The sequence below is a fragment of the Shewanella salipaludis genome (assembly GCF_012911865.1).
In the GTDB taxonomy this organism is placed as follows: Bacteria; Pseudomonadota; Gammaproteobacteria; order Enterobacterales; family Shewanellaceae; genus Shewanella; species Shewanella salipaludis.
Map to the genome: position 1 here is coordinate 1 of NZ_JAAXYH010000014.1, position 23,306 is coordinate 23,306.

Annotated in this window: 25 protein-coding genes; 16 read left to right on the forward strand and 9 right to left on the reverse strand. The window is 56.9% G+C overall.

From position 1 onward, the window contains the following. Positions 1-180 precede the first annotated feature (180 nt). Positions 181-642: a hypothetical protein gene (locus tag HC757_RS15620; protein WP_169565317.1), complete on the reverse strand. Its 462-nt coding sequence runs from the start codon at positions 640-642 to the stop codon at positions 181-183. 910 nt (positions 643-1,552) lie between these two features. On the opposite strand from HC757_RS15620, the gene HC757_RS15625 reads away from it, so the two are divergent. The 4 genes from HC757_RS15625 to HC757_RS15640 all read left to right on the forward strand — a co-directional run bounded on the left by HC757_RS15625 (position 1,553) and on the right by HC757_RS15640 (position 4,465). Continuing rightward, positions 1,553-2,059 (forward strand): hypothetical protein, encoded by a 507-nt coding sequence (locus HC757_RS15625; RefSeq protein WP_169565318.1) that lies wholly within the window; start codon positions 1,553-1,555, stop codon positions 2,057-2,059. A 121-nt stretch (positions 2,060-2,180) separates the two neighbouring features. Continuing rightward, a complete protein-coding gene (locus HC757_RS19120) occupies positions 2,181-2,486 on the forward strand; it encodes a GrpB family protein (RefSeq protein ID WP_280520985.1) in 306 nt (101 codons plus the stop codon). A 268-nt stretch (positions 2,487-2,754) separates the two neighbouring features. Then, complete coding sequence (locus tag HC757_RS15635; RefSeq protein ID WP_169565319.1) at positions 2,755-3,435, forward strand: hypothetical protein; 681 nt, start codon at positions 2,755-2,757, stop codon at positions 3,433-3,435. Positions 3,436-3,682: 247 nt separating this feature from the next. Beyond that, positions 3,683-4,465 carry a TIGR01458 family HAD-type hydrolase gene (locus HC757_RS15640; protein WP_169565320.1) on the forward strand — a complete coding sequence of 261 codons (783 nt, stop codon included), beginning with the start codon at positions 3,683-3,685 and terminating at the stop codon, positions 4,463-4,465. On the opposite strand, the gene HC757_RS15645 is transcribed toward HC757_RS15640, so the two are convergent. Continuing rightward, the gene (locus tag HC757_RS15645) at positions 4,439-4,651 is read right to left on the reverse strand and encodes a hypothetical protein (protein WP_169565321.1); all 213 of its coding nucleotides are present in this window, start codon (positions 4,649-4,651) and stop codon (positions 4,439-4,441) included. The two genes, HC757_RS15640 and HC757_RS15645, sit on opposite strands and share 27 nt — an antisense overlap. Before the next feature lie 71 nt (positions 4,652-4,722). Here HC757_RS15645 and HC757_RS15650 point away from each other — a divergent pair, with 71 nt between their 5' ends. Beyond that, positions 4,723-5,925: a tetratricopeptide repeat protein gene (locus HC757_RS15650; protein WP_169565322.1), complete on the forward strand. Its 1,203-nt coding sequence runs from the start codon at positions 4,723-4,725 to the stop codon at positions 5,923-5,925. Between the two features lie 271 nt (positions 5,926-6,196). On the opposite strand, the gene HC757_RS15655 is transcribed toward HC757_RS15650, so the two are convergent. Then, the gene (locus HC757_RS15655; protein ID WP_342343076.1) at positions 6,197-6,529 is read right to left on the reverse strand and encodes a DUF1840 domain-containing protein; all 333 of its coding nucleotides are present in this window, start codon (positions 6,527-6,529) and stop codon (positions 6,197-6,199) included. Between the two features lie 505 nt (positions 6,530-7,034). Here HC757_RS15655 and HC757_RS15660 point away from each other — a divergent pair. The 4 genes from HC757_RS15660 to HC757_RS15675 all read left to right on the forward strand — a co-directional run bounded on the left by HC757_RS15660 (position 7,035) and on the right by HC757_RS15675 (position 10,519). Continuing rightward, entirely contained in the window at positions 7,035-7,676 is a 642-nt protein-coding gene (locus HC757_RS15660) for an outer membrane beta-barrel protein (protein ID WP_169565323.1), read from the forward strand. A gap of 287 nt (positions 7,677-7,963) precedes the next feature. Next, positions 7,964-9,448, forward strand: a complete 1,485-nt coding sequence (locus HC757_RS15665; RefSeq protein WP_169565324.1) for a hypothetical protein — start codon at positions 7,964-7,966, stop codon at positions 9,446-9,448. Between the two features lie 60 nt (positions 9,449-9,508). Then, a complete protein-coding gene (locus HC757_RS15670; protein WP_169565325.1) occupies positions 9,509-9,748 on the forward strand; it encodes a RebB family R body protein in 240 nt (79 codons plus the stop codon). A gap of 81 nt (positions 9,749-9,829) precedes the next feature. After that, positions 9,830-10,519: an arginine N-succinyltransferase gene (locus HC757_RS15675; protein WP_169565326.1), complete on the forward strand. Its 690-nt coding sequence runs from the start codon at positions 9,830-9,832 to the stop codon at positions 10,517-10,519. 36 nt (positions 10,520-10,555) lie between these two features. On the opposite strand, the gene pdxR is transcribed toward HC757_RS15675, so the two are convergent. Beyond that, complete coding sequence (gene pdxR, locus HC757_RS15680; RefSeq protein WP_342343077.1) at positions 10,556-11,947, reverse strand: MocR-like pyridoxine biosynthesis transcription factor PdxR; 1,392 nt, start codon at positions 11,945-11,947, stop codon at positions 10,556-10,558. A 110-nt stretch (positions 11,948-12,057) separates the two neighbouring features. On the opposite strand from pdxR, the gene HC757_RS15685 reads away from it, so the two are divergent. From HC757_RS15685 to HC757_RS15710, 6 genes are all read left to right on the forward strand, one after another. Then, positions 12,058-12,666, forward strand: coding sequence for an FMN-dependent NADH-azoreductase (locus HC757_RS15685; RefSeq protein WP_169565327.1), 609 nt, complete (start codon positions 12,058-12,060; stop codon positions 12,664-12,666). Between the two features lie 34 nt (positions 12,667-12,700). Next, a complete protein-coding gene (locus HC757_RS15690; RefSeq protein ID WP_169565328.1) occupies positions 12,701-13,180 on the forward strand; it encodes a carboxymuconolactone decarboxylase family protein in 480 nt (159 codons plus the stop codon). A gap of 95 nt (positions 13,181-13,275) precedes the next feature. After that, a complete protein-coding gene (locus HC757_RS15695) occupies positions 13,276-14,193 on the forward strand; it encodes a redoxin family protein (RefSeq protein ID WP_169565396.1) in 918 nt (305 codons plus the stop codon). 252 nt (positions 14,194-14,445) lie between these two features. Beyond that, entirely contained in the window at positions 14,446-14,880 is a 435-nt protein-coding gene (locus tag HC757_RS15700; protein ID WP_169565329.1) for a hypothetical protein, read from the forward strand. 77 nt (positions 14,881-14,957) lie between these two features. Then, entirely contained in the window at positions 14,958-16,298 is a 1,341-nt protein-coding gene (locus tag HC757_RS15705) for an amidohydrolase (RefSeq protein WP_169565330.1), read from the forward strand. Between the two features lie 207 nt (positions 16,299-16,505). Further along, the gene (locus tag HC757_RS15710) at positions 16,506-17,030 is read left to right on the forward strand and encodes a DUF3087 family protein (RefSeq protein ID WP_169565331.1); all 525 of its coding nucleotides are present in this window, start codon (positions 16,506-16,508) and stop codon (positions 17,028-17,030) included. A 225-nt stretch (positions 17,031-17,255) separates the two neighbouring features. Here the strand turns inward: HC757_RS15710 and fre are convergent, their stop codons facing one another. After that, positions 17,256-17,954 (reverse strand): NAD(P)H-flavin reductase, encoded by a 699-nt coding sequence (fre, locus tag HC757_RS15715; RefSeq protein ID WP_169565332.1) that lies wholly within the window; start codon positions 17,952-17,954, stop codon positions 17,256-17,258. 53 nt (positions 17,955-18,007) lie between these two features. Then, complete coding sequence (gene ubiD, locus HC757_RS15720; protein ID WP_169565333.1) at positions 18,008-19,489, reverse strand: 4-hydroxy-3-polyprenylbenzoate decarboxylase; 1,482 nt, start codon at positions 19,487-19,489, stop codon at positions 18,008-18,010. 196 nt (positions 19,490-19,685) lie between these two features. Between ubiD and HC757_RS15725 the strand changes: the two genes are divergently transcribed. Beyond that, entirely contained in the window at positions 19,686-20,321 is a 636-nt protein-coding gene (locus HC757_RS15725; protein ID WP_169565334.1) for a hypothetical protein, read from the forward strand. 9 nt (positions 20,322-20,330) lie between these two features. Here the strand turns inward: HC757_RS15725 and HC757_RS15730 are convergent, their stop codons facing one another. Genes HC757_RS15730 through accC form a run of 3 tightly spaced genes read right to left on the reverse strand, consistent with a single transcriptional unit; the run spans position 20,331 to position 23,279 of the window. After that, complete coding sequence (locus HC757_RS15730; protein WP_169565335.1) at positions 20,331-21,161, reverse strand: hydratase; 831 nt, start codon at positions 21,159-21,161, stop codon at positions 20,331-20,333. Positions 21,162-21,209: 48 nt separating this feature from the next. Continuing rightward, positions 21,210-21,875, reverse strand: a complete 666-nt coding sequence (locus HC757_RS15735; protein ID WP_169565336.1) for an SDR family NAD(P)-dependent oxidoreductase — start codon at positions 21,873-21,875, stop codon at positions 21,210-21,212. Positions 21,876-21,926: 51 nt separating this feature from the next. After that, positions 21,927-23,279: an acetyl-CoA carboxylase biotin carboxylase subunit gene (accC, locus tag HC757_RS15740; RefSeq protein ID WP_169565337.1), complete on the reverse strand. Its 1,353-nt coding sequence runs from the start codon at positions 23,277-23,279 to the stop codon at positions 21,927-21,929. Positions 23,280-23,306: the final 27 nt, after the last annotated feature.

The window sequence follows — 23,306 nt, forward strand, 5'->3', positions numbered from 1 at the left end:
TCGCAAGACCGCCAACCATTAACAACCACGCCCTATTGTGAAAGGTGAACTATCGAACGACGCAAACGGATTTGGACAAGAAATGGACATTAACCTTGCTAAACCCAAGGTGACCATATATGTCCCGCCTTTCTATGCTGTGTTGCGCTGTTGTGTGAGTTGAATTCGTGCCTGGCGCTATTAGTTACAGGCGCACTTGGCGGATTGTTCGCAGGGCGGCGCCGCGGCGACGGCACAGACGCCACCTTTCTGGCCCTGGGCGATGCACCAGACATGGCAGTCGAAGGTATCAGGATGGCCAAGATCATCACTGTGGCTATGCAATTCATCCTTTCCCGGGTTGGATTCGACCAACAAGCCGCTGGGTAAGCAGGCTTCACCGAACATGCGACCGTTGGGTACGCCTTTTTCATCTGTGCCTATGTGGCACCCCGCGACACCGGGGGCAATCCCATCGGTGTCTTTCCACCAACTTCTTTGACCCTGAAGCCAATCGACGGGTTTAAATGCAAAGGTGCCTTCGGTGCCGGCCATTTCCCTGGCGCCGCCGGACGGTTCACCTATCTCGCCATGGGCGCGTACCTGACTTGCGAACAGCAGGCAACAGGACACGAGTAAAACCAAGCCATTAATTTGTTTCATACTATCTCCTTATAGTCAGCGGGATTAAGCTTAGTCGCAGCGACGGCTTCCGTCACTTTTTGTGTCCATGCTGAGCACCCACTGGTTATGAGGCGATCTTCTATGTGCCGTCTTTCTTTCGCTGGACTCAGATTAATTCCTAATGGCTGGGTAAATTTGTCCTTTAGAGTGATGTATACCGCGGTTGTTGCACACAGGAGAGCATTCAGCCCCGGGTTACCCAGGCAACTGCCGACAGTATATAGGATAGACCCCGTTGGACTATATGCGAGGATGACAAGACATGGGACGTATATGGTCACCTTGGGTTGAGCAAGGTTAATGTCCATTTTTTATAGGCGAGTGTGTTTGAACAGTTAGCCATTGAGGTGTAAAGGTTTTACCTGTATCGTTGGAGCAGACTATTGTGCCTAGAAGGCCTTAGTCGGGATGAAGTTGTTTCCTTTTTCATTGTGATGATTAAGTTAGGTTTTTGTATTCAGTTTTAACACAGGGAGGTGGTTATGAACAAATGTTCACCGATTGTCGGACTCAAGTTTGATGAGGAAAGTAAAAAGGGCATTGAGGAAATTAATGAGATTTACGATCTAAAAAAAAATTGGTAGATTTGCTTTGCTAATTGGGCAGTTTTACTCAATTTTTGGTGGGCTTAGTGTTCGAGGTGCATCAGGTTCGGGAGTCAGGTTTCTGGATGATACACTTGCTTTTCAAATTGCTGGTTCTGATGCCGCTCAAACTGAGTATGCAGTTAGCCAGGCTAATTGGCAGTATTTTTTTGAGTCATTCGGAGCGTTTGACTCTATAGCCATGGAGTCAATAGAAAAAGTTGCATATCTCCAGGCCAGGAAACATCAACGCAGTCCTAAAGAATATATGTTCTGGAAATCTATTTATGCGGGGTGCAAACCTTATGTTAAGTAGACTCCTCATTCTTTGTTTTATGTCGACATCGGTCTCAGCAGCTGTATCGGAAGATGGTAAGTTTGCTTCACTCATGGTGCAGGTTAATTTGACCAAATATGAACGTAAGAGTGGCTTATGTCATCAGCAGATGAGGAACTTTAAGCTTAGAGAAGAAGATAAAATACAACTTAAAGCTCTTCCTCATGAAGCCAGTGATGCTTTGGGTAAACTCCTTGATGATGCGCTTAATAGTTGCGCTCAACCAGAACTGTTTAATTTGTCAAAATCAATATTAGTACTGGAAGAGCAAAACAAACTTGATAATTCAACAGCCATAACCAGTCAGATAGAAGGGATCCGTAAACTTATTTTCTCAAAAAACATAATCGCAGAAGAACGTGCATATGATAACCTGCCAATAAGTCTAAAGGAAAAGTTGGAAAAAATTGAATTCTTAAAAAAGCCTTTCGATTTATTTGAGGTTATTGAACAGGCTTGGGATGCTCCTCAGTAAATAGTTAGAACAAGAGGTGTATTTTTTTGATTCAGTTAGCAATACAACAATTATTGCTAACCATTAAAATACACCTGGCAAACTCAAACAGCACGCGTGCACTGAACCTGGCTACGCTCGGATGCTATGTTGCGCGGGGAGAGAATGGCATTGGGGGGCGTCGTTATTTTCACAAAGGCGGGGAGCAACGCAGTCATCATCTCCATGCCTTCAGGCGTGGGGATATCTCATGCGCCACAGGGCCTTTCGAGACTATTTGATGGCACATCCTGATGTGGCCCAAGCGTATGGGGCAATCAAACGAGTGGCTGCCATCGAATGTAAAAATGATATGGCTGCCTATATGCAGCACAAGAATCGTTTTATTCAATATCACCAACAGCAAGCAATTGCATGCTATGGCCCTATGGCTGGGGCAAATCTTTAACGTCGAATCCTATGCGGAACAGCAGGTTTTATTTGTCATTAGATTGATAAATAATGAAAATTCTTTAGTGCCTCCATCTAATGCTCAGGACGGAGGCGCGAGGGAGTTCGATTAGGCTATGCTTCTCTTGCAGCTGTAAACTGAGTGACACCAGGGGCAGCAATATCTCAGCTAGGTTTCCGCCTATGAGGCTTGCATAAGGATTTGGGCTAACCCGGTTTATTTCCGGCTGGCCCATCGATAACATTGAACTTTCAAGGATCCAGAAATGAGCATGCAATATAGAATAAACGTGACCAATAAGTCATCCAGCACTCAATCTTTCTTTTTCTTTCAGGCGCAGGGGCGCTATAAAGGCGATCCTACCGTCTATTCGAATAGTCTCTACCAGGCTTCACTACCACCCAGCTTCGGATCCGGTGCTGTACTCACGTTTGAGATAAATGCGCAGCCCTGCGCCGGAGCCCAAACACAAGTCAGCGCACCGACCCTGGGCCGCGCCTCCGGGAGTACTACAGCCTGTCAGCCGATTGAGCTGGCCACAGCGTCGGGGGCCAACACCAATGACTGCACCTACCTGAGCGTCTCGCCACTGGGCTTAAGTACGCCAGAGCCGGCATCCGGGGTCCAAGCCGGGGCATTCCGTATCGTTGCGCCTGTCTATAATCCCAATACTGTCGGCAATTTCAACATAGGCTTGGCAATGCAAGATACCGACGGCGGCCCGGCCATTATCTCGAACTTTGTGGTGGCACAACCTAATCAATCGATCGATTGTCAGCCAGTGTCGAGCTTCTACGTTCAGGTTGGCAAATATGCCCCGGGTCAAATATTCGACTTCGCCTCCGAGTCTATCTCAGCGGCAAGGTGCGACATGTCCATGGGGTATACCAGCTTCAATGTGGTCTACAATGTCGATGGCACTTGGGCTGTCATGCCCGCAAAATAACCAACGGCCTTATCAGCTTACTCATGGTTCAACTTGCAGCCAGGTATCGAGTCCCGATAGGCAAGTTGAGCCTGCGAGGCACTCGGTGCATGAATATTGGCGTGCAGCTTACTCGCTCCATCGCTCTATCCCCCAGATTTAATACCGCCGCAGTGAGTCCCCTTCCTTGGCAGGTGCACGGGAGTTTGGATCGGCTTGGCCGCCGAGCCTATATACTCAAGAGAGATGGGAGTTGCGGGAGACGGGCATGTTCAAGGCGGTATTTGTTGATTTAAGCGGCGTGCTGTACGAAGGCAAGCGGGTGCTGCCGGGTGCGGTGGCAGCGGTGAACAGGCTGCAGCAAAGCCCATTGACAGTCAGGTTTGTCACTAATACCTCCAGAATGAACCGTGGGCAAATATTGCACGGATTGCAGGAGATGGGATTCAGCCTCGAATCTCGGCAGTTGTTTACGGCGCCGGATGCGGTCAAAGCGCTGGTGGAGGCCAACAACTGGCGTCCCTATTGTGTGGTACACAGCAATATCGAAGCCGAATTTTCGGTGTTGGACAGGCAAAATCCCAATGTGGTCATCATAGGGGATGCCGCCGAGGGCTTCAGCTACCCGAGCCTGGATCTCGCCTTTCAACTCTGCCAGGCCGGTGCGCCGTTAATTGGCATAGGTCGCAACCGTTATTTCAAGCTCGATGGCAGTTTACACCTGGATGCCGGCCCTTTTATCTATGCTATCGAATATGCCGCCTCGGTCACTGCGCTGATAGTGGGAAAACCCTCCCCCGAGTTCTTCGCCCAGGTGATAGCTTCTACCTCGGCCAAGGCGAGCGAGATCTTGATGATAGGCGATGACATATTCGGCGATATCGAAGGCGCGATAAAAGCGGGAATGCAGGGATGCCTGGTTAAAACCGGCAAGTATCAGAGGGGCGATGAAAGGTTAATTGGCGAAGCTTGCCACTGTGTGGCTTCCATAGTGGAAGCCGTCGAATTGGCCCTCGGCGGGAGTTCACCGCAGCCTGTGTCGCATAGATAGCGAGCTCCAGTGCGAGGCCGGTGGTTCTGCCATGAAGTCGAGGAAGGCCCTGGCACTGCCCAGGCGCCGGCTGGCATGCTGCGCCCACACCTCCACCTCCTGGCCGGGCAAGCGGCCCCAGTCTGCCAGCCGGCCGCAATTCCGCCGGGCCTTGGGGAATAGGATGCTATGCTTGGATTTATCCATTTCGCGCCTTGTCCCTTGTTCCCAGTCCCTGAGGTTGCAGGCCAATGCGCCAACGCCACTAAGGAGTCTCTATGCTCGACGCGCGCACGGGTAAGCCATTATCGAGTGAGTCTGCAGAGGCCGCCAGGCTCTACCTACAGGCAGTCGATCTCATTCTGGGATCTGAATCCGGTGCGGCCGCAGCCCTGGACAGGGCGCTCGAGCTGGACAAGGATTTTGCCATGGCCGCCGCGGCCCGCTATTACGTGGCGCTGGATGTCGGCGAGACAGATGCCGGGGTGTTTCGGGAGTGGGCGGTACGGGCAGCATTGCAGGCTAGCGACTGGGAACGTGAACATATAGAAGTGCTGATCGGCCTGATGGCGCCGACCGCGGCGGCCAGGGCGAGGGCGCTGAGCTACATAGAAACCATGCCTGGTGATCTGTTGGTGATATCCCAGCTGACGCGAAATATGTTTTTTTACGACGGTCCAGAGAAACTGCAAACAGTGCTGGCGGTATTCGAGTCCGTCGAAGCGACGTTAGCCCATGATTGGGCCTTCCTGGCGCGGCTGGGGTTTGCCGCCAGTGAAGCCGGACAGCGCCGGCGTGGGCGCGCGCTTATCGAGCGGGCCTTGGCTATTCGCCCCCAGGCGCTCTATTCCATTCATGCGTTGGCGCACCTGCTCCATGATGAAGGCGCCGCCGCAGAGTCGGCGGCGCTGCTCCGGGACTGGCTCAAGCGCCATGAGGCCGGAGCCCGCAACGGGCAGATGTATGGCCACGTTCAATGGCACCTGGCCTTGTCCGAATGGCAGATGGGCGATCGCGACGCCGCCATGGCACGCTACCTGGCCTATTGTGCGCCGGCCACCACCACCTGTGGCCCCATTCTGACGTTGGCCGATTGTGGCGGTTTCCTGCTCAGGGATTACCTCAAGAGCGGCCAGCCGAGGCCCCTGGGGAAGGATGTGCTGGATCACATAGAGACAGTCTGGAGCATGCTGGGCCATCCCTTCGTCGCACTCCATGTCGCCGCTCTCTATGCATCCGCAGGCGATATCGCCGGACTCAAACGCTGTGAGGCTGGCATTGCTGCCGCAGCCGAGGGAGACAAGCTGGCTGTGTCACTCGCCCTGGTGTCTTCATTGTTGTATTACGTCAAGGGTGAGTATCTGCGCGCGGCGCAGACGCTGGCGGGCATTTCCCCCGGGGCGCGCATAGGCATCGGCGGCAGCAATGTCGAGCGCATACTGGTCGACTTGCTGGAGGCGCGTTGCCAGGCGCGCCGCTGAAAACTGTCTGGCTATTCAGGGCCAGAGCAAGCTTGTTTATGCCTTTGATTGTTAAGATGAGAGTCAGAGAAGTCATGGCTCGCCGCCATTGAGCCGTAGCAGAGTCCCGTCATGCCCTTGGGCGCGCTGTCGGCAGCGTGGCTCCAAGTAAAAGCCACTCTAGGTAAAGCGCTCTAAGTAAAAGCTGATCTAAGCCAAGCTGCTCTGGGTAACAGTTGCTCTAAGTAACAGTGACTCTAAGTAAAAGCTGCTCTAAGTAAAAGCGGCTTGGTTATTCCCACATCACGTTCGATGCCGACGCCGCGGCGGATTTCAGCAGTTCTATGAGCGGCAGCGCCCTATGCCTCAGGCTCACCAGGGGGGCCTCGTCGTCTTCATCCGTTTCTGTCGGCGCCGGCGGAGCGCTCGGCTCATTTTCGATCGCCTTGGACAATCTTTGCAGCGCGGCGGGCACATCGGCCGCCAGTATTGCCCCCGGCACGGCACCACTATGACCCATGATCTTCAAAAATGTGCGCGCTATGTCTCCAAACATGGTGATGTCTGAATAGTACTTAGTCTTGAAGGTGACCAGCATGTCGCGTTCCTCTTCTATGGACCACATGGCCGAAGCCCGGGTGCCCAACTGCTGTTTGTTGCCTTAGTTTCATTGTAGTCAGGCCGGCGCCATTGTCGCAGGGCAGTGACGCATGTCGGAGGAGAGCCTGTGGCGAGGATGCCCTGATGGTGACGGGTTTGGGTTAGCCATTTTAGCGAGCTTGATGCTGATGATTAGCCGTTTTTTGTCCGGGTTTATGGCGGGCCGACCTGAGTGAGTGACACCCTTGCAAGCAGCATCCTCCGGCAAACAACTGGGCGCTTTTATGTTTTTCATGCTCAAAAAGCTTGAAAATATCCATCAACACCAGTAGCTTGACGCACTTCGTCGGCTGACGCCGCGCATGTGCAGCATGCTGTTGTTCCAGGGAGTACGAAAGTATTCCGGATAGCATTCCATGCAGCGATTAAATAAAAAAGCAACCAGGACAGGTTGGACTCTCATTGGAGTGAGCAAGGCTTTTGCGCATTATATCTGCGTTGGGCCTGATGCATTTCCTATAAGGATATCAATGAAACTATTAGCTAGTACTATCGTCGGGGCACTCGGTATTCTGTCAATGAACGCCTTCGCAAGCGAACTCAATGAGTTTGACTATCTAGGCATCAATCTTCAGCATAACAGCTATGACAAGCTCAATTTCGCCCCCAATGTTGATACCGCCGGGTTAACCCCTCTTGTATATGATGCAGATTCTGCGGCGACAGGTTTTCGTGGGTTTGTCGGACATCAATTCAACCGCTATCTGGCCGTTGAGGCCGGCGTGACTTCATTTGGTGAGGCAAGCTTTGCTGTCATGGAAAAGCAGACGGATTCAGCCGGCAAAACCAAGAATAAGACAATTCACAGCGGCGATTTCAGTACGTTAGCCGGGGATATTCGTATGATAGTCACCTATCCCTTGAGCGGCAGCCTGTTTCTGAAAGCCCATCTTGGGGCTCTGGTATGGGACAATGAATTCAGCACTCTGGTGCAAGGCAGCGACGGACTGGTGGTACAAAAAACGAGTGACAACGGGGTGTCGCTACTGACAGGCATTGGTGCTGGATACGGTTTTAATAAAAAGTTCGCCATGTCTCTGGACTTTGAAAGAACTGACATTGCCAGCATAACCACCCAGAACTTGAGCCTGGCGTTTATCATGCGCTTTTAAATAAAATCCACACTCTAACCTTGTCGTCATGAGGCGTGCCAGACACGCCCATGCCATCTGCCTTAATGTCAAACGCGCTCATGTCAGAATAGCGGCAACCAGGGGCAGGCGTACTTTTTTACTTCCAGTTTATCCTGTCCTGTCTGATCCCTGTTCGATCTAAAATTCCCCCGATGCCAGACGTATGTGCGCCGGCCTGTGAGGCGTAATGGAGTGTAATATCTGAAGTCGCATAAAAAGGCTAGGCTCTGGACTCAGGAAATAATCAGGATCCTATGGAGAGCCCCATGAGCAAAATCCATTTCGCCCTCAGTGCCGTGTCGGCATGCCTCTTGAGTCAGGCCATAGCGGTAACTGTCTCGGCAAAAGAATTCATTCCCGCGAACGTAACACACAGCTGCTATATAGCCAAAAGTGAGCTGGAGACCTGGTCCGGCGGCAAGGCGCTGCGGCCGGACAGTGTCTTTACCCCGGCAGACAGCGTGACATTCGATGATGCCACCGTGTGTAACTTTTACAAATGGTCATGGCAGATGTTTCTCTGGCTGACCTCGGCCGACAGCCGTTATGGCGCTGCCGAGGATCTGGTCTTCGATGGCCAGTTATTCTTCGATGTCGATGCAAACAGCGGCAAGATCTTCGCGCAGGATTCGGATGTCGGCCTGCTGCGCGGCGGCAAGAGTGTCAGCACAGAACAGGCGGGCTCTCCCAGCGGGGTATTGCTGGCACAGGACGGTTCTCTGGTGTATTACACAGTGCATATCAACAATGTGTATGACGCCATGACTCGGCTGCAGGCCAAATACGCTTCCGGCCCGGCTTCCGCCAGCGGCGCGCTGTTTGACGAATTTCCCACCACCCAGAAGCAATTGGATGCCCTCGCCGCCGCGGCCGGGGTGACAGCTTTTGCCGAAGGTCAGGCCTTGACCATGGAAACAAAGGTCTCCTGGGTCGAAATAGACAAACGTGATAAAGACAAGTATCTCACCATGATGGCCTCTATCCCGGATTACCGGAAAAGCGCCGCTAAACCCGACGATATCTGGATCTGGGACGGCAAAACCCAGAGACAGGCGCTGTTGGGGCTGGTTGGTTTCCATGTGGTCTCGCCGGTCAAGGGCCACCCCGAGCTGGTATGGGCCACGTTCGAGCACAGCGACAATTCCCCCAACAATGGTTTCTATTACACCCCCACGGATTCCGGCACGCCCGTGCTCTATTCCTCTTTCAACGACCAGGGCACCCTGGATAATGCCATGACCTTTTTCGCCAAGGGTGGAGCCCAAGGCGCGGCCAACAGCCAAATGGCCAGTCAATGCAGCCAGGATAGCGCGCACAAGTACAAGGTCGCCGCCTGTATCCAGGCCGAAGCCGGTGAAAACATAGCCCCAAGCGACACCTTCCGCGAATACGCCTGGGGTAGCTCGCCAGGGCTCGACGGACTGGACAACAACAACGACGTCTTGTCTGCCAATCTTGGGGTGCAGCAGAATCTGGCCAAAGGCGATGTGCGCAAAAACTATTCGCTGATAGGCGGCATCTGGACCAACGATGGCAGCATTCCCACCTACAGCAGTGCACTCTATGATCCCCATCTGCGCGGCTCTGTGCATCTGGCCAACTCGACCCTGGAAACCTATACCCAGAACGATAACTGCTTCAGCTGTCATGCCCTGTCCGAATCATCCGACATCGCTTATCCCGCCAATCCAGGGACAAAGATCAGCCATATCTATGGTGAGATAGTGGACTATTATCAGAGCCAGCCCTGAGCCAATGCCCAGAGGCGTTACAAAAAGCGTGTTATTCAACCATGAATAGAGGAAGAGACCATGCCCGTTAATGTTAATTCACAAATTACAGATTCAGTCACTCAGGTAAACACCAAGGTTTTAGGTGATACTCCGGCAATGGCCATGGGCAATCTGATGCAGACCCCGAGTCAGGCCCCTGTCAGTGATAGGCAATATCAGGGGCTGGCCCCGCCATCCGCCACCGCAGGGAGTCTGCCTGAGGAAATCAGTCTGCCTGAGGAAGAAAGTCTGTCAGGGGTGAAAGTGGCGAAGCCCTAGGTCAGGCAATGAAGTCTTTGCCTTTACTGCACCGGCCACAGTACCATTCAGTCAAGAAGCAGACTGAATAGAGGCGAGCCAATGCGGCAATTTCCTTCCAATCCGGGCCAGGCACAATCCAGACAAGGCGGTTTCAGCGGCGTGCAGTTGTTGCTGATGCTGTTGCTGACGGTGTTGCTCAGCGTCGGGGCGAGCTTTTTCATTATCCGCACCTACATCTTTCCGGCGCCGCTGACGCCCGTGACCCTGAGCGCCAAGGAGCAGCAACGGCTGGAGCATAAGTTGGGTCGATTGGGCTGGCAGGGGGAGGCAGGCCCGCGCGCCGCAGCCAATGCCGAAGAGGATTTTGCGCCCGAGGCCTACAGTGAATCGGATGCCGCCCGCCGGGTGACCTTCAGCGAGAAGGAGGTCAATGCCATGATAGGCCGCAGCCCAGATTTCGCCCACAGGATCGCCATCGACTTTGCCGATAACCTCGCCAGCGCCAAGATTTTGCTGCCTATCCCTCAGGATTTCCCCATCATGGCGGGGCAGATCTTGCGGGTCAATGCCGGCCTGGACATACATCTGGATCGGCACCGCCGCCCCGTGGTGGCCCTGGTGGGGGTCAGTCTGATGGGGGTACCCATTCCCAATGCCTGGCTGGGCAACATGAAAAACGTCAACCTGGTCAGCGAGTTCGGCGATCGCGGTTTCTGGAATACCTTTGCCGATGGTGTCGAGGACCTGCAGATCCGCGACGGCGAGCTGTATATCAAGCTGCGCCGGTAGGCCAAGACAGAGACAGAGAAGCCGAGCCACAGCGCGCTAGGCCGTCGCCAGCAGCGCCATGGTTTCCCGGTAGGGCAGGGAGACGAGCCGCACCGCTTCCTGCTCCGAGGGCACATTGGTATAGCCCATGATTAAGCCGTAGCGGCGGCTGGTGCCGGCATACCAGGCCGATAAGGGGAATACCATCAACCTATGTGCCTGCCAGAGGTTGGCGAGCCTGTCATCCTGGGTGCCTTGCTTCAGGTAGGCGATGATGTGCATGCCGCCATCCGTCTGCTCAAATTCAAACAGATCCGGGTAGACCCGCTGCAGGGCGTGATACAGCATCATCCTCCTGGCCTGGTACAGGGAGCGCATGGTTTTCAGGTGTTTGAAGAAATGCCCGTCGGACAAGAAGGCGGTCAGTATCTTCTGTGGCAACAGCGGCTGGCCGGTTTCCACTATTTCGCCTGTCTCGGTAAATTTGCCTACCAGACTCTTGGGGAGCACCAGATAACTGACGCGTATCGACGGCATTATGGTCTTGCTGAAGGTGCCGACATAGATGACCCGCTCCTGGGTATCCAGGCTTTTCAGCGCCGGCTGCACCTTGCGGGTGTAATGAAACTCGCCGTCATAGTCGTCTTCAAGGATCCAGGCGTTCTCGCTCTGGGCCCACTGCAACAAGCGGTTGCGCCGCGGCAGTGACAGGGTGACGGCCAGCGGGCTGTGATGGGACGGGGTGGTAATCACCAGGCGGGCATCGGCGTGGTGGCGCAGCAGGAAGTCGACATCCAGCCCCTGGTCATCCACGGGCACATAGTGCAGGTTCTGCACCATGCGTTTGAGCAGTTTCTGACCGAAGAAATAGCCGGGCTCTTCGAACAGCACCTTGTCCCTGGCGCCTGTCATGGCTTGGAGGATCAGCGCCAGACTGTGTTTGTAGCCACTGGTGATGAATACCTGTGCGGCGCTGCAGTTCAGGCCGCGGGAAATGTTGACGTAATTGGCTATGGCTTCACGCAGCGGCCCATAGCCCATGACGGGCGGGCTCATCATCTCTTCCGGGCGCATGGCACGTATCGCCTTGCCCGACAGCAGCAACCACTTCTTATGGGGAAAGGCGTCCAGCGCCGGAATGCCCAGCCGCAGGAAGCCGGGGTTATCCCTCAACTCGAGCAGCTCTTGCAGCCGCGGATCCTCCAGTGGTTGCGGCGCCTCTGGCGGCGTTTCCCTGAACTTCAGATCCGGGTTGACCAGGGTGCCCTTGGCGCCGCGGCTGACCAGATACCCCTCGCCAATCAGAATGTCGTATGCCGCCTCCACGGTTTTCTTGGCGACCCCGAGATCCTGTGCCAGCACCCGGATTGAGGGCACCTTCTCGCCCGGTTTCAGACTTCCCGACAGAATGCTCTGGGTATAACGTTGGTATATGTCTTTATAGCCCACGCCTATGTCCTACCTGTTTTTTGCTTTTTTGTATCTTTTTAATATGGCATAGAAGCCTAGACTGGGCCACATGAAACACAAGGCGCCGGCGCGGCGCACCGGAGTCGAGTATGAAACTGTTGCATCTTACCGTCAGCCCGAATCTCGAAGGCTCATCCTCGAGAAAGGTCGCGGCCCGACTGCTGGCGCGGCTGGCAGACAGTTACCCCAGGCTGGAGGAAACCCTGTTGGACCTGTCGCAGCAACCATTGCCGCATCTGGATGAGCTGACCACCAGTGCCTTTCTGACCCCGGTGGCACAACGCACGCCGGCGCAGCAACAGGCGGTGCAACTGTCCGATCTCATGGTCGACATGCTGCTGGACTGTGAGCTGCTGTTGCTGTCTTCACCCATGTGGAACCTGGGGTTGCCGTCGGTGTTGAAGGCCTGGTTCGATCATATTACCCGTGCCGGTCGCACCTTCGGCTTCACCGACCAGGGTACCAAGGTGGGACTGGTGCCGAACAAGAAGGTGTATCTGGTGGTCTCCAGTGGCGGTGTGTTCTCCAGCGGCCCCTGGGCACAGGATGACTGCTTCACCCCCTATGTCAGAAAGGCATTGGCCTACATAGGGATCACAGATCTGACTGTCATCCGGGTCGACGGGACCCATGACCCGCTCACCCGTGACACAGCACTGCAAAATGCGTTACAGGCAGTAGATTCACTCCATCTATAAATGTTTTTCACATGTACCAGCAGAGGATAAGACCATGAGCAACAGACTGAACCATTTCGTTACCGCCCCCAAGCTGACTCAGGCACTGAGCGACGCCTCCATGGCAGGTTACAAGACCTCGATCGACCCGCTGATCAAGAGCCTGATAGATATCCGCGCCTCGCAGCTGAACGGCTGTGCCTTCTGTCTGGACATGCATGTTAAACAGGCAAAGATAAAAGGCGAGCGTGAATTGCGCCTGTATCATCTGGCTATCTGGCGTGAATCGCCGCTGTTTACCGCCAAAGAGAAAGCGGCACTGGCGCTGACCGAGGCGCTGACCAAGCTGGCAGACACGGGTGTCAGCGATGAGCTGTATCGTTCGACGCTGGCGCATTTCTCCGAAGTGGAGATCTCCGAGCTATGCTACCTGATAGGCATCATCAATATGTGGAACCGGCTGCAGCTAGTGTCGCTGGCGGAACCCGGCTCGGCGGACGCGGCCTTCGGTCTGGCCAAGGCAGATCTTAACTAGGCTGATCTTAACCGGACTGGGATAACGGCGGCAGTAACAACGACCCCAGGGGCGTTTTTCTGTTGCATCAAGTTGTGTTAACGAGAGAAAAAATGATGATATTGAATCGATTATGCCTATCTGTGTTGCTGCTGTTGTGCCTGTCTGTGCAGGCAAAGCCACTGGATTACCGTGAGGTGCAACTGGGGCAGTTAGACAGTACGGACACTGTCAGCCTCGCCGACCTGGGTACAGGCAAGCCCAGCTACATCAAGCTGTGGGCGACCTGGTGCCAGCCCTGTATGGCGCAGATGCCGCACTTCGAGGCGCTGCAGCAAGAGTTCAAGGATAAGCTGAACTTTGTCGCGGTCAATATCAACATCAATGAGAGCCGGGCGCAGATCGATGAGGTGATCGCGCGCCATAAGCTGAGCATGCCCGTGTTGCTGGACAACGAGGGTCAGCTGGCGCAGGCGCTGGGGCTGGTGGGCACGCCCTACAGCGTGCTGATCAACGGCGACGGTGAGCTGGTGTATACCAGCCACGAGTCCGACGCCAATCTCGAGCGCTTCCTCGGCATGCTGGCCAAGGGCCAGAAGCTGCATGCAGCCGCCACGGAGGCCATGGATGAAGCACAGCAACAGGCCCTGTTGGCTCCCTGGTTGCAGGGCGAGCAGCTGCTGTTCTTCACCGCCACCTGGTGTGACTGGTACCTGCTCGATACCCGACCCGAGATGGCGAAGCAATGCAAGTTGGCACAGGCTGGTTTGAACGGTTTGCAGCAACGGCTGGCCAACAGGTCCTGGCATGGTTTCGTCAATCACCTCTGGACCGACGGGCAGGCGCTGGCCGAGTTCAATCAGCTCTATGACATGCAAGTTCCCTTCAGTGTCGATAATGGCGGCGTCTTGTTCACCGAGTTCAACATCAGGAGTATTCCGACGCTGCTCAGGCTGAAGGACGGCAAGGTCACGGCCCGTATCAGCGACTTCAGCGATCCCGACGCCGTGGTCAGGCAGTTGTCTGCCGAGTAAAGGCCTGGCCTGGAAGCTGGGGGAACAGGGTAAAGCAGCATGGCCAAGTGACATTAAAATAACCTGGCCATGCCTATCGACTCTTGTTAGCCGGCATGCTGAGGCGCAGTTGTTTTTATACTGCCGGCCTTTCGCTGCCAACCAAGGTCTTTATTTATAAGTCAATTGTGTTTTTTTCGGACGAGGCATGACGTATGCTTGGTTTTAATGGCATAGATAAGTGACTTAGGGATGACAATGAATATACAGGGAATGAGACAGAATCTTGCCGTAGCTATCGGCGGCACCACAGAAGCGAAGCAACAGCATGACATGGCGGGTCAATACGTTGAAGCCGGCGTCGGTGCCAAACCGCCAAGCTCGGGCAACCAGGCCAAAGTGAGTATCGACATGCACAACATATCGGCCAATGAATACAATGAACTGGTCAGATCCGGGATCACTGACTTGCCCGTGCCACTGGTGCTTCCCGGTGGACGTGTGCAGCTGGATGGTCAGCAATCGGAGATGGGCGAGGTCAAGACGGATTATATTGCCCAGATAACCCAGTCGATAGAATTTAAAAAAAGTATCGGAGATATCAGTGGCGTCGACTTCTTGATGAAGCGGCTGGCACAGGTCGAGGAGCTTCATGGCAAGGAATATACCCCCACCCAGGCCGGCACGGGCATAGATCAACTTGCCTGATCTAATCAAAGCATGAGTCGCTTGCTTGTTAAGCCGGCTGTTGAACACCATTCGCCATCGAGAACAGGAATATCCCCATGAGACTGACAAAAACTGCCGCACTGGCCCTGCCGTTTATCTTGGCGACGGCCCCCTGGCTGACGTTCAACAGCCAGGCCGGCGAACTCGATGCGTCCGTGACCCAGGCACTGCCGGCGCTGGAGCGACTCTACCTGGACCTGCATCAACATCCCGAGCTGTCCTACCGGGAGCAGGCCACGGGCAAGCGCATGGCCGGGGAGCTGAAGCAGCTGGGGTTTGAGGTGACAGAAGAGTTCGGCGGCCATGGGGTGGTGGGGATCTTCAACAACGGCGCCGGACCCGTGGTGATGATCCGCGCCGATATCGATGCCTTGCCTGTGACGGAGGAAACGGGCAAGCCCTATGCCTCGACCGTCACCGCTTTGGATGCCGACAACAAGCGCGTCGGCGTCATGCATGCCTGTGGCCACGACATACACATGACCAGTCTGATAGGCACGGCCCAGCAGTTGCTCAAGCATAAGGCGCAATGGCAGGGCACCCTGATGCTGGTGGCCCAGCCCGCCGAGGAAGTGGGCGGCGGCGCCAAGGCCATGCTCAAGCAGGGGCTGTTCAGCCGTTTCCCGACGCCGGACCAGGTACTGGGGCTGCATGTGAGTGCCGCCATTCCCGCCGGCAAGGTGGGCATAGTCTCGGGTTATGCCCTGGCCAGTGTCGACTCGGTCGACATCAGCATCAAAGGCAAGGGCGGCCATGGCGCCTATCCCCAGCTCACCATAGATCCCGTGGTGCTCGCCGCCCGTACCGTGTTGGCGCTGCAGACCATAGCCAGTCGCGAGGTGTCGCCGCTGGAGCCCAATGTGGTGACCGTCGGTTCGATTCACGGCGGCGCCAAGCACAATATCATTTCCGACGAGGTCAAGTTGCAGCTCACCCTGCGATCCTACAACCCCAAGGTGCGCGAGCAGCAGATTGCCGCGATAAAACGCATCAGCAGGGGGATCGCCATCAGCGCCGGCCTGCCCGAAGAGCTGATGCCGGTCGTCTATGTGCATGAGGATGAGACCATTCCCTCGACCTACAACGATCCCCGGCTGGCCGCCAGGGTCAAGGCCAGTATCGAGGCCGAGCTGGGCGCCGACCAGGTGCTGGAGGTGCCGCCTGTGATGGCGGGCGAAGACTTCGGCCTCTACGGCCGTACCCAGGAGCAGCTGCCTATCACCCTGTTCTGGCTCGGCGGGGTCGCCCCGGCGGCCTATGCGGCCAGCCAGGCCTCGGGTGAGAGCCTGCCGTCGCTGCATTCGAGCAAGTTCGCCCCGGATTACCCGCTCACCATAAGCACAGGGGTGCGCGCCATGAGCCGCAGCGCCATGGATCTGTTCAACGCCGCCCGTTAACGCCGGCTGCTGGCAGAGGCGGATCTGGTAGCGCCGCGGCACAGCGCCCTGCAAGGTGCGGCAGCTAAGACCCGTCACGACGAAATTGGGCGCCGGGTCACTGTGGCTGTGATGCTTGCCCCGGCGCTATAGGGTACACTGCCGGGCTTGAGCCAGCCGCTATTCCGGCGGCGTGTTTTTGTCCGTCAGCGAACCGAGAGCCGTAACATGAAATTGATATCGATAGATAAACAGCTGTATCGCAAGCGTACCAATAGGTTGCTGCTGGGGCTGGTGGCGAGCCTGAGCCTGTTGTCGCTCTCGTTTGGTGCCGGCCTTATCGCCGCCTTCGGCGCCGCGCCGGTCGCGGGCGAGCCGACCGGCAATTTCCACTGGAATTTGCTCGGGGTGATACTGGCGCTGCTGTTGCTCTCTTGTGTGCTGCACGGCCAGAGGAAACGCCCCTGGTTGAAGGAAATCTATTATGTTTGGCAACTCAAGCAGTTGCAGAACCGGATTTACCGCAAGTTGGCCAAGATCAAGCTCGCCGCCGCCAGACAGCAACCGCAGGCACTGATTATCCTCAGCTTCTACTATGCCAGTCTGAAACAGGTCTATCTGCTGGATGACAACACCCTGACACTCTCGACCCTGGAGCAGGACATGGCCACCCTGGCCGAGCTGATAAGGCAGCAGGACAGCGAAGTGTCGCCGGCCCTGTTTGACGTCGGTATGCTGAAGTCCATCGGCTAGCGCCCGGGAGAGACGCCCCGGCCATCCTCTGGTAAGTGGCCGGAGAGCCAAATTCTGCGCTGATTGAGCATGCGCCCCGAGAATCCGAAGTTCCGGGCATTTACAGCGCTGCAGCTTTGGAACGCCATGGCGACGGCGGCTAAAAATAAACCCCGGCATCGACCGGGGTTTATTTTTGCCTATCGCTGGCCAAAGAGCCGCTTGCGCCACGGGTGGCGCCGGCTGTTACTTGATGAAGGCGAAGGCATCGCCATAGAGATGGGCTTCTTCGACGCCCATCTGGCGGAACATTTCCCTGGCGGCCCCTACCATGTCGAAGCGGCCGGCGATATAGATGTCATAACCGCTGAGGCCGATGAAGTCCTGCTTGAGTTGCGTCAGCAGGTTGGCCGTCTTGCCTTGCCATTCTTCGGAAGCCTGCTCGACCACAGGCACGAAATGCAGCCAAGGGTGGGCCTCATGCCAGTCGCGAGCCAGGCTCTCGTAATACATGGCATCCTGGGTACGGCAACCCCAGTAGAGCAAGGTTTCTACCTTCTGCCCCAGGGCGATTTGCTGCTCGACCAGGCTCTTGATATAGGAGAAGCCGGTGCCGCCGGCGATCATCAGCCTGGGTCTGTGGCTGTCACTGCGCAGGAAAGCCTCGCCGCCCGGGGCTTCTATGTCGATATGGCTGCTATTCTGCAGGCGCTCGACCACCTGCATAGGGTAGCTCTCGTTGACGGCGGCGCCTATGTGCAGCTCCAGGGTATCCTGGTTGGGAGCAGAGGCGATAGAGAAGGGACGCTTGTCTTTTTCTCCCATGACGACGCATAGATATTGTCCCGCCTGGAAGTCGAGCGGGGTTTCGGGCTTAAGGATCACCCGGTAGACGGCGTCATTAAACGGGGTAACTTTCTCAATCTGGCAACGTATGCTATTCATCTAACTTCCTTTTCACCTCTGTACTAAGCTTGCACTCTCTTAAGATAACGGGATTATAGGGTAGGGCTCTCGTCTATGCCTAATTGATCCCAAATCGCATCGATTTTTTGCTTAACCGCCTCATCCATGACTATGGTGGTGCCCCACTCGCGGTTGGTTTCGCCTTGCCACTTGTTGGTGGCATCCAGGCCCATCTTGGAGCCCAGGCCCGCCACGGGGGAGGCGAAGTCCAGATAGTCTATCGGGGTGTTGTCTATCATGACGGTATCCCGGCTCGGATCCATGCGGGTGGTGATGGCCCAGATCACGTCCTGCCAATCGCGACAGTTGACGTCCTCATCGACCACCACGATAAACTTGGTGTACATGAACTGGCGCAGGAAGGACCAGGCGCCCATCATGATCCGCTTGGCGTGCCCTGGGTACTGCTTGCGAATGGAGATCACCGCCATCCTATAGGAGCAGCCCTCGGGTGGCAGGTAGAAGTCGACTATCTCGGGATATTGCTTGCGCAATATGGGCACGAACACTTCGTTGAGCGCCACCCCCAGCATGGCGGGTTCATCGGGCGGCCTGCCTGTGTAGGTGCTGTGGTAGATGGCATCTTTCCTGTGACTTATGTGAGTCACGGTAAACACGGGGAATTTGTCTGTCTCGTTGTAATAGCCTGTGTGATCCCCATAGGGGCCTTCCTCGGCCATTTCATCCGGATCTATGTAGCCTTCGAGAATGATCTCGCTGGTGGCCGGCACTTCGAGATCGCAGCTCAGCGCCTTGCAGACCTCGGTGCGTTCGCCCCTGAGCAGGCCGGCGAAGGCATATTCGCTCATGGAGTCCGGCACCGGGGTCACGGCGCCGAGAATGGTGACAGGATCGGCACCCAGCGCCACCACCACGGGGTAACGCTCGCCCGGGTGCTGTTGCTTGAAGTCGGCAAAGTCCAGCGCCCCACCCCTGTGGGACAACCAGCGCATGATGAGCTTATTCTTGCCGAGCAGCTGTTGGCGATAGATGCCCAGGTTCTGCCGCTTCTGCCGCGGCCCCTGGGTGATGGTCAGGCCCCAGGTGACCAAGGGGGCCACATCGCCGGGCCAGCAATGCTGGATCGGCAGCCGGGTGAGGTCCACCTCATCGCCCGTCTTGACCACTTGCTGGCAAGGGGGATTGCGTACCGTCTTCACCGGCATGTTCAGTGCCTGTTTGAACAGAGGCAGCTTGGTGAAGGCATCCTTGAAGCCGCGCGGCGGCTCAGGCTCTTTCAGGAATGCCAGCAGTTCGCCCACCTCCCGCAGCGCCATGGGATCTTCCTTACCCAGCGCCATGGCGACCCGCTTGGGAGTGCCGAACAGGTTGACCAACACGGGCATATCATGGCCCTTGGGATTTTCAAACAGCAAGGCGGGACCGCCGGCGCGCAGCACCCGATCTGCTATCTCTGTCATTTCCAGGTGAGGATCGACCGGATAGGCGATACGCCTCAGCTGACCATTGGCCTCCAGATGCTCGATAAAGCCGCGTAAATCCTTAAAGCTCATGGGGAAATAGCCTCTGTAATGAAAATCCATGAATGGCGCGCACTATAACATTATTCCCATTGAGGGTTAACCTATTCGCCTGTTCCGGCGTTTGGCTCATGGGCCTGGGCGCCGCCCATGTCTTTGGCACGCGGGCGGGTTATACTCAAAATATGGGTTCCTGAAGTGTATGCCAAGCGGGGCAGGACGGAGGCAGATGATGGCGAATGACGGTAAGGGTCTGTGGCTGAGCCTGGGTTTTTGCGCCTTGGTGCTGCCCTTGGCCGTGCAGGCCGGGCCACAGCAGGGCTCGCATCCAGGCAGTCAACATAAGCCAGGTCAACATCAAGTTGGTCAACATAAGGCAGGGCAGCATCAGCCTGGACAGGGGCACCAGTGGCGCAATCAACAAGGGCGGCAGGATCCGCAGCACCTGAGCCATAGGGATAGACACAGTGGGCATGGGCGACACTTTGCCTCCCACAGGCGACACGCCTGGTACCCCTGGGGTTTGGGTTGGAATAGCGGTTGGGGCTGGAATGCCGGCTTGGGATGGAATAGCGGTTGGGGATGGAATGCCGGCTTGGGCTGGCATGATGCCTGGGGCTACCCTTATTCTGGGATCGCCTTGTCTGTCCCCCTCAATTATGGCATGGCGCGGCCCGAGCCGGGCGCCGCGCCCAGGGCCCTGCCCGCGCGGGTGACCACCAGGGTGCAGCAGGCGCCGCCCGGCCTGAAGCGTTTGCCCGACAACGCCAGGGTGATACAGCAAGATGGCCGCACCCTGTATGAGTGGCAGGGGGTGAACTACCGTTTCGACTGGCAGACCCAGACCTACCAAAGCGTTAAGTGAACCGGCTTGTCAGCGAGTTCTGGCGGTGAAGCTCAGCTCGAAGCTGCCAAGTTCGCCGTAGCTCAGCTGCAGTCGGGTATCGAGCGGCAGTGTCAGCACCCCGGCGTAAGAGCCGGTGATCACCCTCTGTCCCGCCTGCAGGCCTATGCCCCTGGCCGATAAGAAGTTCACCAGCCAATAGAGCCCGGCCCTGGGATCCCCGTTGGGGTGCCTGGCGGCCTGGGTCCGTATGCCGGCGGCGCCCCCCTCGGCTGCATCGACACAGGCAACAGTGAGTTCGAAGCGACCGAGAATCAGCCCGGCGGCATCATTCAGCCTGGGTCCCAGCCAGAGCCCCTGGTTGACCAAGCCATCGGCCAGGGCGTCGAAGAAACCGGCTTGCGCCGGATTTTGGTAACGGCTCTGGATAAGCTCGAGTGCCAGCCGGGTCTCGGCTATGGCGGCATCTATCTCGGCCTCGGTATAGGGCTCAGGCCTGGGCGGCAGTTCGTGCCCCAGGATGAAGGCCAGTTCCGGCTCGACCCGCGCCAGCCCCTCGGGCGATGGCCAGAGTGGGCATGACTCGCCGCTGTGGCAGGTGCCGGCATAGATTGGGGCGACGACAGTTTTTACCTGCATGGCATCATCCGTGCTCGGCAGCAGGCATTTCCAGCCGGCTATGGCATCCGAGTGTTCTCTGGCGTAGATGTCGGCCACGGCCTGCTGAATGGCGAAACCGGAGTCGAAATCTTCCGGCCTCAAATGGGGCGGCAGCAGGGGGCCTGTGCTCCCCGAGCTGCGTCTGGCGGCGAGTATCCGGGCGGCCTCTGCCACCTCGGCTGTGTGAATGGATAGTGACACTGAATGCTCCTGAAAAGCTGTGGGGTTGCGGGATGATACCGGCTGGCATTAGCCCCGGCTGATGCCTATGTCCGAGATGTAGCCGTGTTCGCTGCTCTGCAGCGCCTGTTTGAGCATGGTGGCGGCTTCGTCGGCGCTCATGAAGCCCGAAGTATCCTGGGGCTTGCCGCTGGTTTCCCAGAACTCGGTAGCCATGCCACCCGGATAGACGGCGATGAGCTTCATTGGGCTGCCCTTGAGTTCCAGGCGCATGGATTCGATGAAACCGCGCACCGCCCACTTGGCGGCGCAATAGGTAGATTCGCCCGCCTTGGCGACCTGGGCCGCCGTCGACATGACAACGACCAGCTTGAGCTGTTGCTCCTTATAACGCTGAACCAGCGCCTGGATCAACAAGATGGTCGAGGTGACATTGTTGTCCAGCAAGGCTCGAATGGCATCTGGAGTTTGACTCTCGAGCGGACCGAAATAGCCGCTGCCGGCACAGTGGATTACTGTCTTGGGGGGACGGGGCAAGCCATCGAGCAGATCGCCAACCTGCACAGGATCTGTCAGCTCGGCGGCCTTGGCCTGTGTGCCGGCCGACAGCCCGTCGGCGACCCGGCGCAGACGTTCCCGGTTGCGCCCCGTGATGACGACCGCCTGACCATCCTGATCATAGTGCCTGGCCAATGCCGCACCCAGGCCACTGCTGGCTCCCGTGATTAATATCATGCTGTTTTCCTTGTTGATTATCCGGCATGCCGCGTGCTCAGCCCACAGGCTCTAGCGGCTGGCCTCGAGCCCGAGCATGTGTTCCAGATAGTGAATGTTGCAGCCGCCGGCGATGAAGTTGTCATCCCGCATTATCTCCTGCTGCAACCCTATGTTGGTTGCTATGCCGGTGATTTTCAGTTCGCTCAGCGCCTGGCGCATCTTGGCCATGGCACTGGCCCTGTCGTCGCCATGGCAGATGAGCTTGCCGATCAGCGAGTCATAATGGGGCGGCACCCGGTAACCCGCATACAGCTGTGAGTCCCAGCGTACCCCGTTGCCGCCCGGGGCATTGAAGCTGCGGATCTGTCCGGGCGAAGGCAAGAAGGTGTGTCCCGCTTCGGCGTTGATCCGGCATTCTATCGCATGGCCGCGGATCTGTATGTCCGCCTGGCTGAGGCTCAGTGGCTCGCCCGAGGCAATCCTGAGTTGTTGCTTGAGCAGATCGACCCCGGTGATCATCTCGGTCAGCGGGTGCTCGACCTGAATGCGGGTATTGACCTCGATGAAATAAAATTCCCCATCCTGGTAGAGGAATTCGAAGGTACCCACGCCGCGGTAGCCAATCTCCAGGCAGGCCCGGACGCAGCGCTCGCCCAGATCGCGGCGTTGCCGCTCATCTATGCCGGGGGCCGGCGCCTCCTCTGTGACCTTCTGCTGCAGTCTCTGCATGGAGCAATCGCGCTCGCCCAGATGGATGGCCTTGCCTTGACCATCGGCCAGCAGCTGGAATTCGATATGCCGCGGTTGCTGCAGAAATTTTTCCATGTAGACGACCGGGTTGTTGAAGGCCGCCGCAGCCTCGGCTTGGGTCAGTGCTATCGCCTGCAACAGCTCGGCTTCTTCCCATACCTGGCGCATGCCCTTGCCACCACCGCCCCCTGCGGCCTTGATGATGACCGGATAGCCCAGGCGGCGGGCCAGCGCCAGGTTGGCCTCGGCGTCGGTACCCAGGGCAGCGTCCGAGCCGGGCAGCGTCGGCACGCCGGCTTGTCTCATCAGCGCCAGGGCCGAGACCTTGTCGCCCAGCAGGCGTATGACCTCACTGCCTGGGCCTATGAAGTTGAGGCCGCAGCGCTCGACCAGCTCGGCGAAGTCGGCATCTTCGGCCAGGAAGCCGTAACCCGGATGTATGGCATCGGCGCCACTGAGATCTGCGACCGAGATGATGGCATCGGCCTTGAGGTAACTGTCTTTGGCGGCCGGCGGGCCTATGCAGTAGCTTTCATCCGCCAGGGCCACATGCGGCAGCGCCTTGTCGGCGCTGGAGTAGAGGGCAACCGTCTGTATCCCCAGCTCGCGGCAGGCCCGCAGAATACGCAGTGCGATTTCGCCGCGGTTGGCTATCACCACTTTCTTCAGCATGGACTCAGCCTCCGCCCCGACCGGCAT

Bases quoted from the DNA above. Each gene is read 5' to 3' on its own strand.
- HC757_RS15625 (WP_169565318.1), top strand. From the start codon at position 1,553: ATGTTAAGTAGACTCCTCATTCTTTGTTTTATGTCGACATCGGTCTCA.
- HC757_RS15660 (WP_169565323.1), top strand. From the start codon at position 7,035: ATGAAACTATTAGCTAGTACTATCGTCGGGGCACTCGGTATTCTGTCA.
- ubiD (WP_169565333.1), bottom strand. From the start codon at position 19,489: ATGAGCTTTAAGGATTTACGCGGCTTTATCGAGCATCTGGAGGCCAAT.
- HC757_RS15635 (WP_169565319.1), top strand. From the start codon at position 2,755: ATGAGCATGCAATATAGAATAAACGTGACCAATAAGTCATCCAGCACT.
- HC757_RS15710 (WP_169565331.1), top strand. From the start codon at position 16,506: ATGAAATTGATATCGATAGATAAACAGCTGTATCGCAAGCGTACCAAT.
- HC757_RS15695 (WP_169565396.1), top strand. From the start codon at position 13,276: ATGATATTGAATCGATTATGCCTATCTGTGTTGCTGCTGTTGTGCCTG.
- HC757_RS15705 (WP_169565330.1), top strand. From the start codon at position 14,958: ATGAGACTGACAAAAACTGCCGCACTGGCCCTGCCGTTTATCTTGGCG.
- HC757_RS15685 (WP_169565327.1), top strand. From the start codon at position 12,058: ATGAAACTGTTGCATCTTACCGTCAGCCCGAATCTCGAAGGCTCATCC.
- HC757_RS15665 (WP_169565324.1), top strand. From the start codon at position 7,964: ATGAGCAAAATCCATTTCGCCCTCAGTGCCGTGTCGGCATGCCTCTTG.
- fre (WP_169565332.1), bottom strand. From the start codon at position 17,954: ATGAATAGCATACGTTGCCAGATTGAGAAAGTTACCCCGTTTAATGAC.
- HC757_RS15650 (WP_169565322.1), top strand. From the start codon at position 4,723: ATGCTCGACGCGCGCACGGGTAAGCCATTATCGAGTGAGTCTGCAGAG.
- HC757_RS15700 (WP_169565329.1), top strand. From the start codon at position 14,446: ATGAGACAGAATCTTGCCGTAGCTATCGGCGGCACCACAGAAGCGAAG.
- HC757_RS15690 (WP_169565328.1), top strand. From the start codon at position 12,701: ATGAGCAACAGACTGAACCATTTCGTTACCGCCCCCAAGCTGACTCAG.
- HC757_RS15670 (WP_169565325.1), top strand. From the start codon at position 9,509: ATGCCCGTTAATGTTAATTCACAAATTACAGATTCAGTCACTCAGGTA.
- HC757_RS15735 (WP_169565336.1), bottom strand. From the start codon at position 21,875: ATGATATTAATCACGGGAGCCAGCAGTGGCCTGGGTGCGGCATTGGCC.
- accC (WP_169565337.1), bottom strand. From the start codon at position 23,279: ATGCTGAAGAAAGTGGTGATAGCCAACCGCGGCGAAATCGCACTGCGT.
- HC757_RS15675 (WP_169565326.1), top strand. From the start codon at position 9,830: ATGCGGCAATTTCCTTCCAATCCGGGCCAGGCACAATCCAGACAAGGC.
- HC757_RS15655 (WP_342343076.1), bottom strand. From the start codon at position 6,529: ATGTGGTCCATAGAAGAGGAACGCGACATGCTGGTCACCTTCAAGACT.
- HC757_RS15640 (WP_169565320.1), top strand. From the start codon at position 3,683: ATGTTCAAGGCGGTATTTGTTGATTTAAGCGGCGTGCTGTACGAAGGC.
- HC757_RS19120 (WP_280520985.1), top strand. From the start codon at position 2,181: ATGCTATGTTGCGCGGGGAGAGAATGGCATTGGGGGGCGTCGTTATTT.
- HC757_RS15620 (WP_169565317.1), bottom strand. From the start codon at position 642: ATGAAACAAATTAATGGCTTGGTTTTACTCGTGTCCTGTTGCCTGCTG.
- HC757_RS15725 (WP_169565334.1), top strand. From the start codon at position 19,686: ATGATGGCGAATGACGGTAAGGGTCTGTGGCTGAGCCTGGGTTTTTGC.
- HC757_RS15645 (WP_169565321.1), bottom strand. From the start codon at position 4,651: ATGGATAAATCCAAGCATAGCATCCTATTCCCCAAGGCCCGGCGGAAT.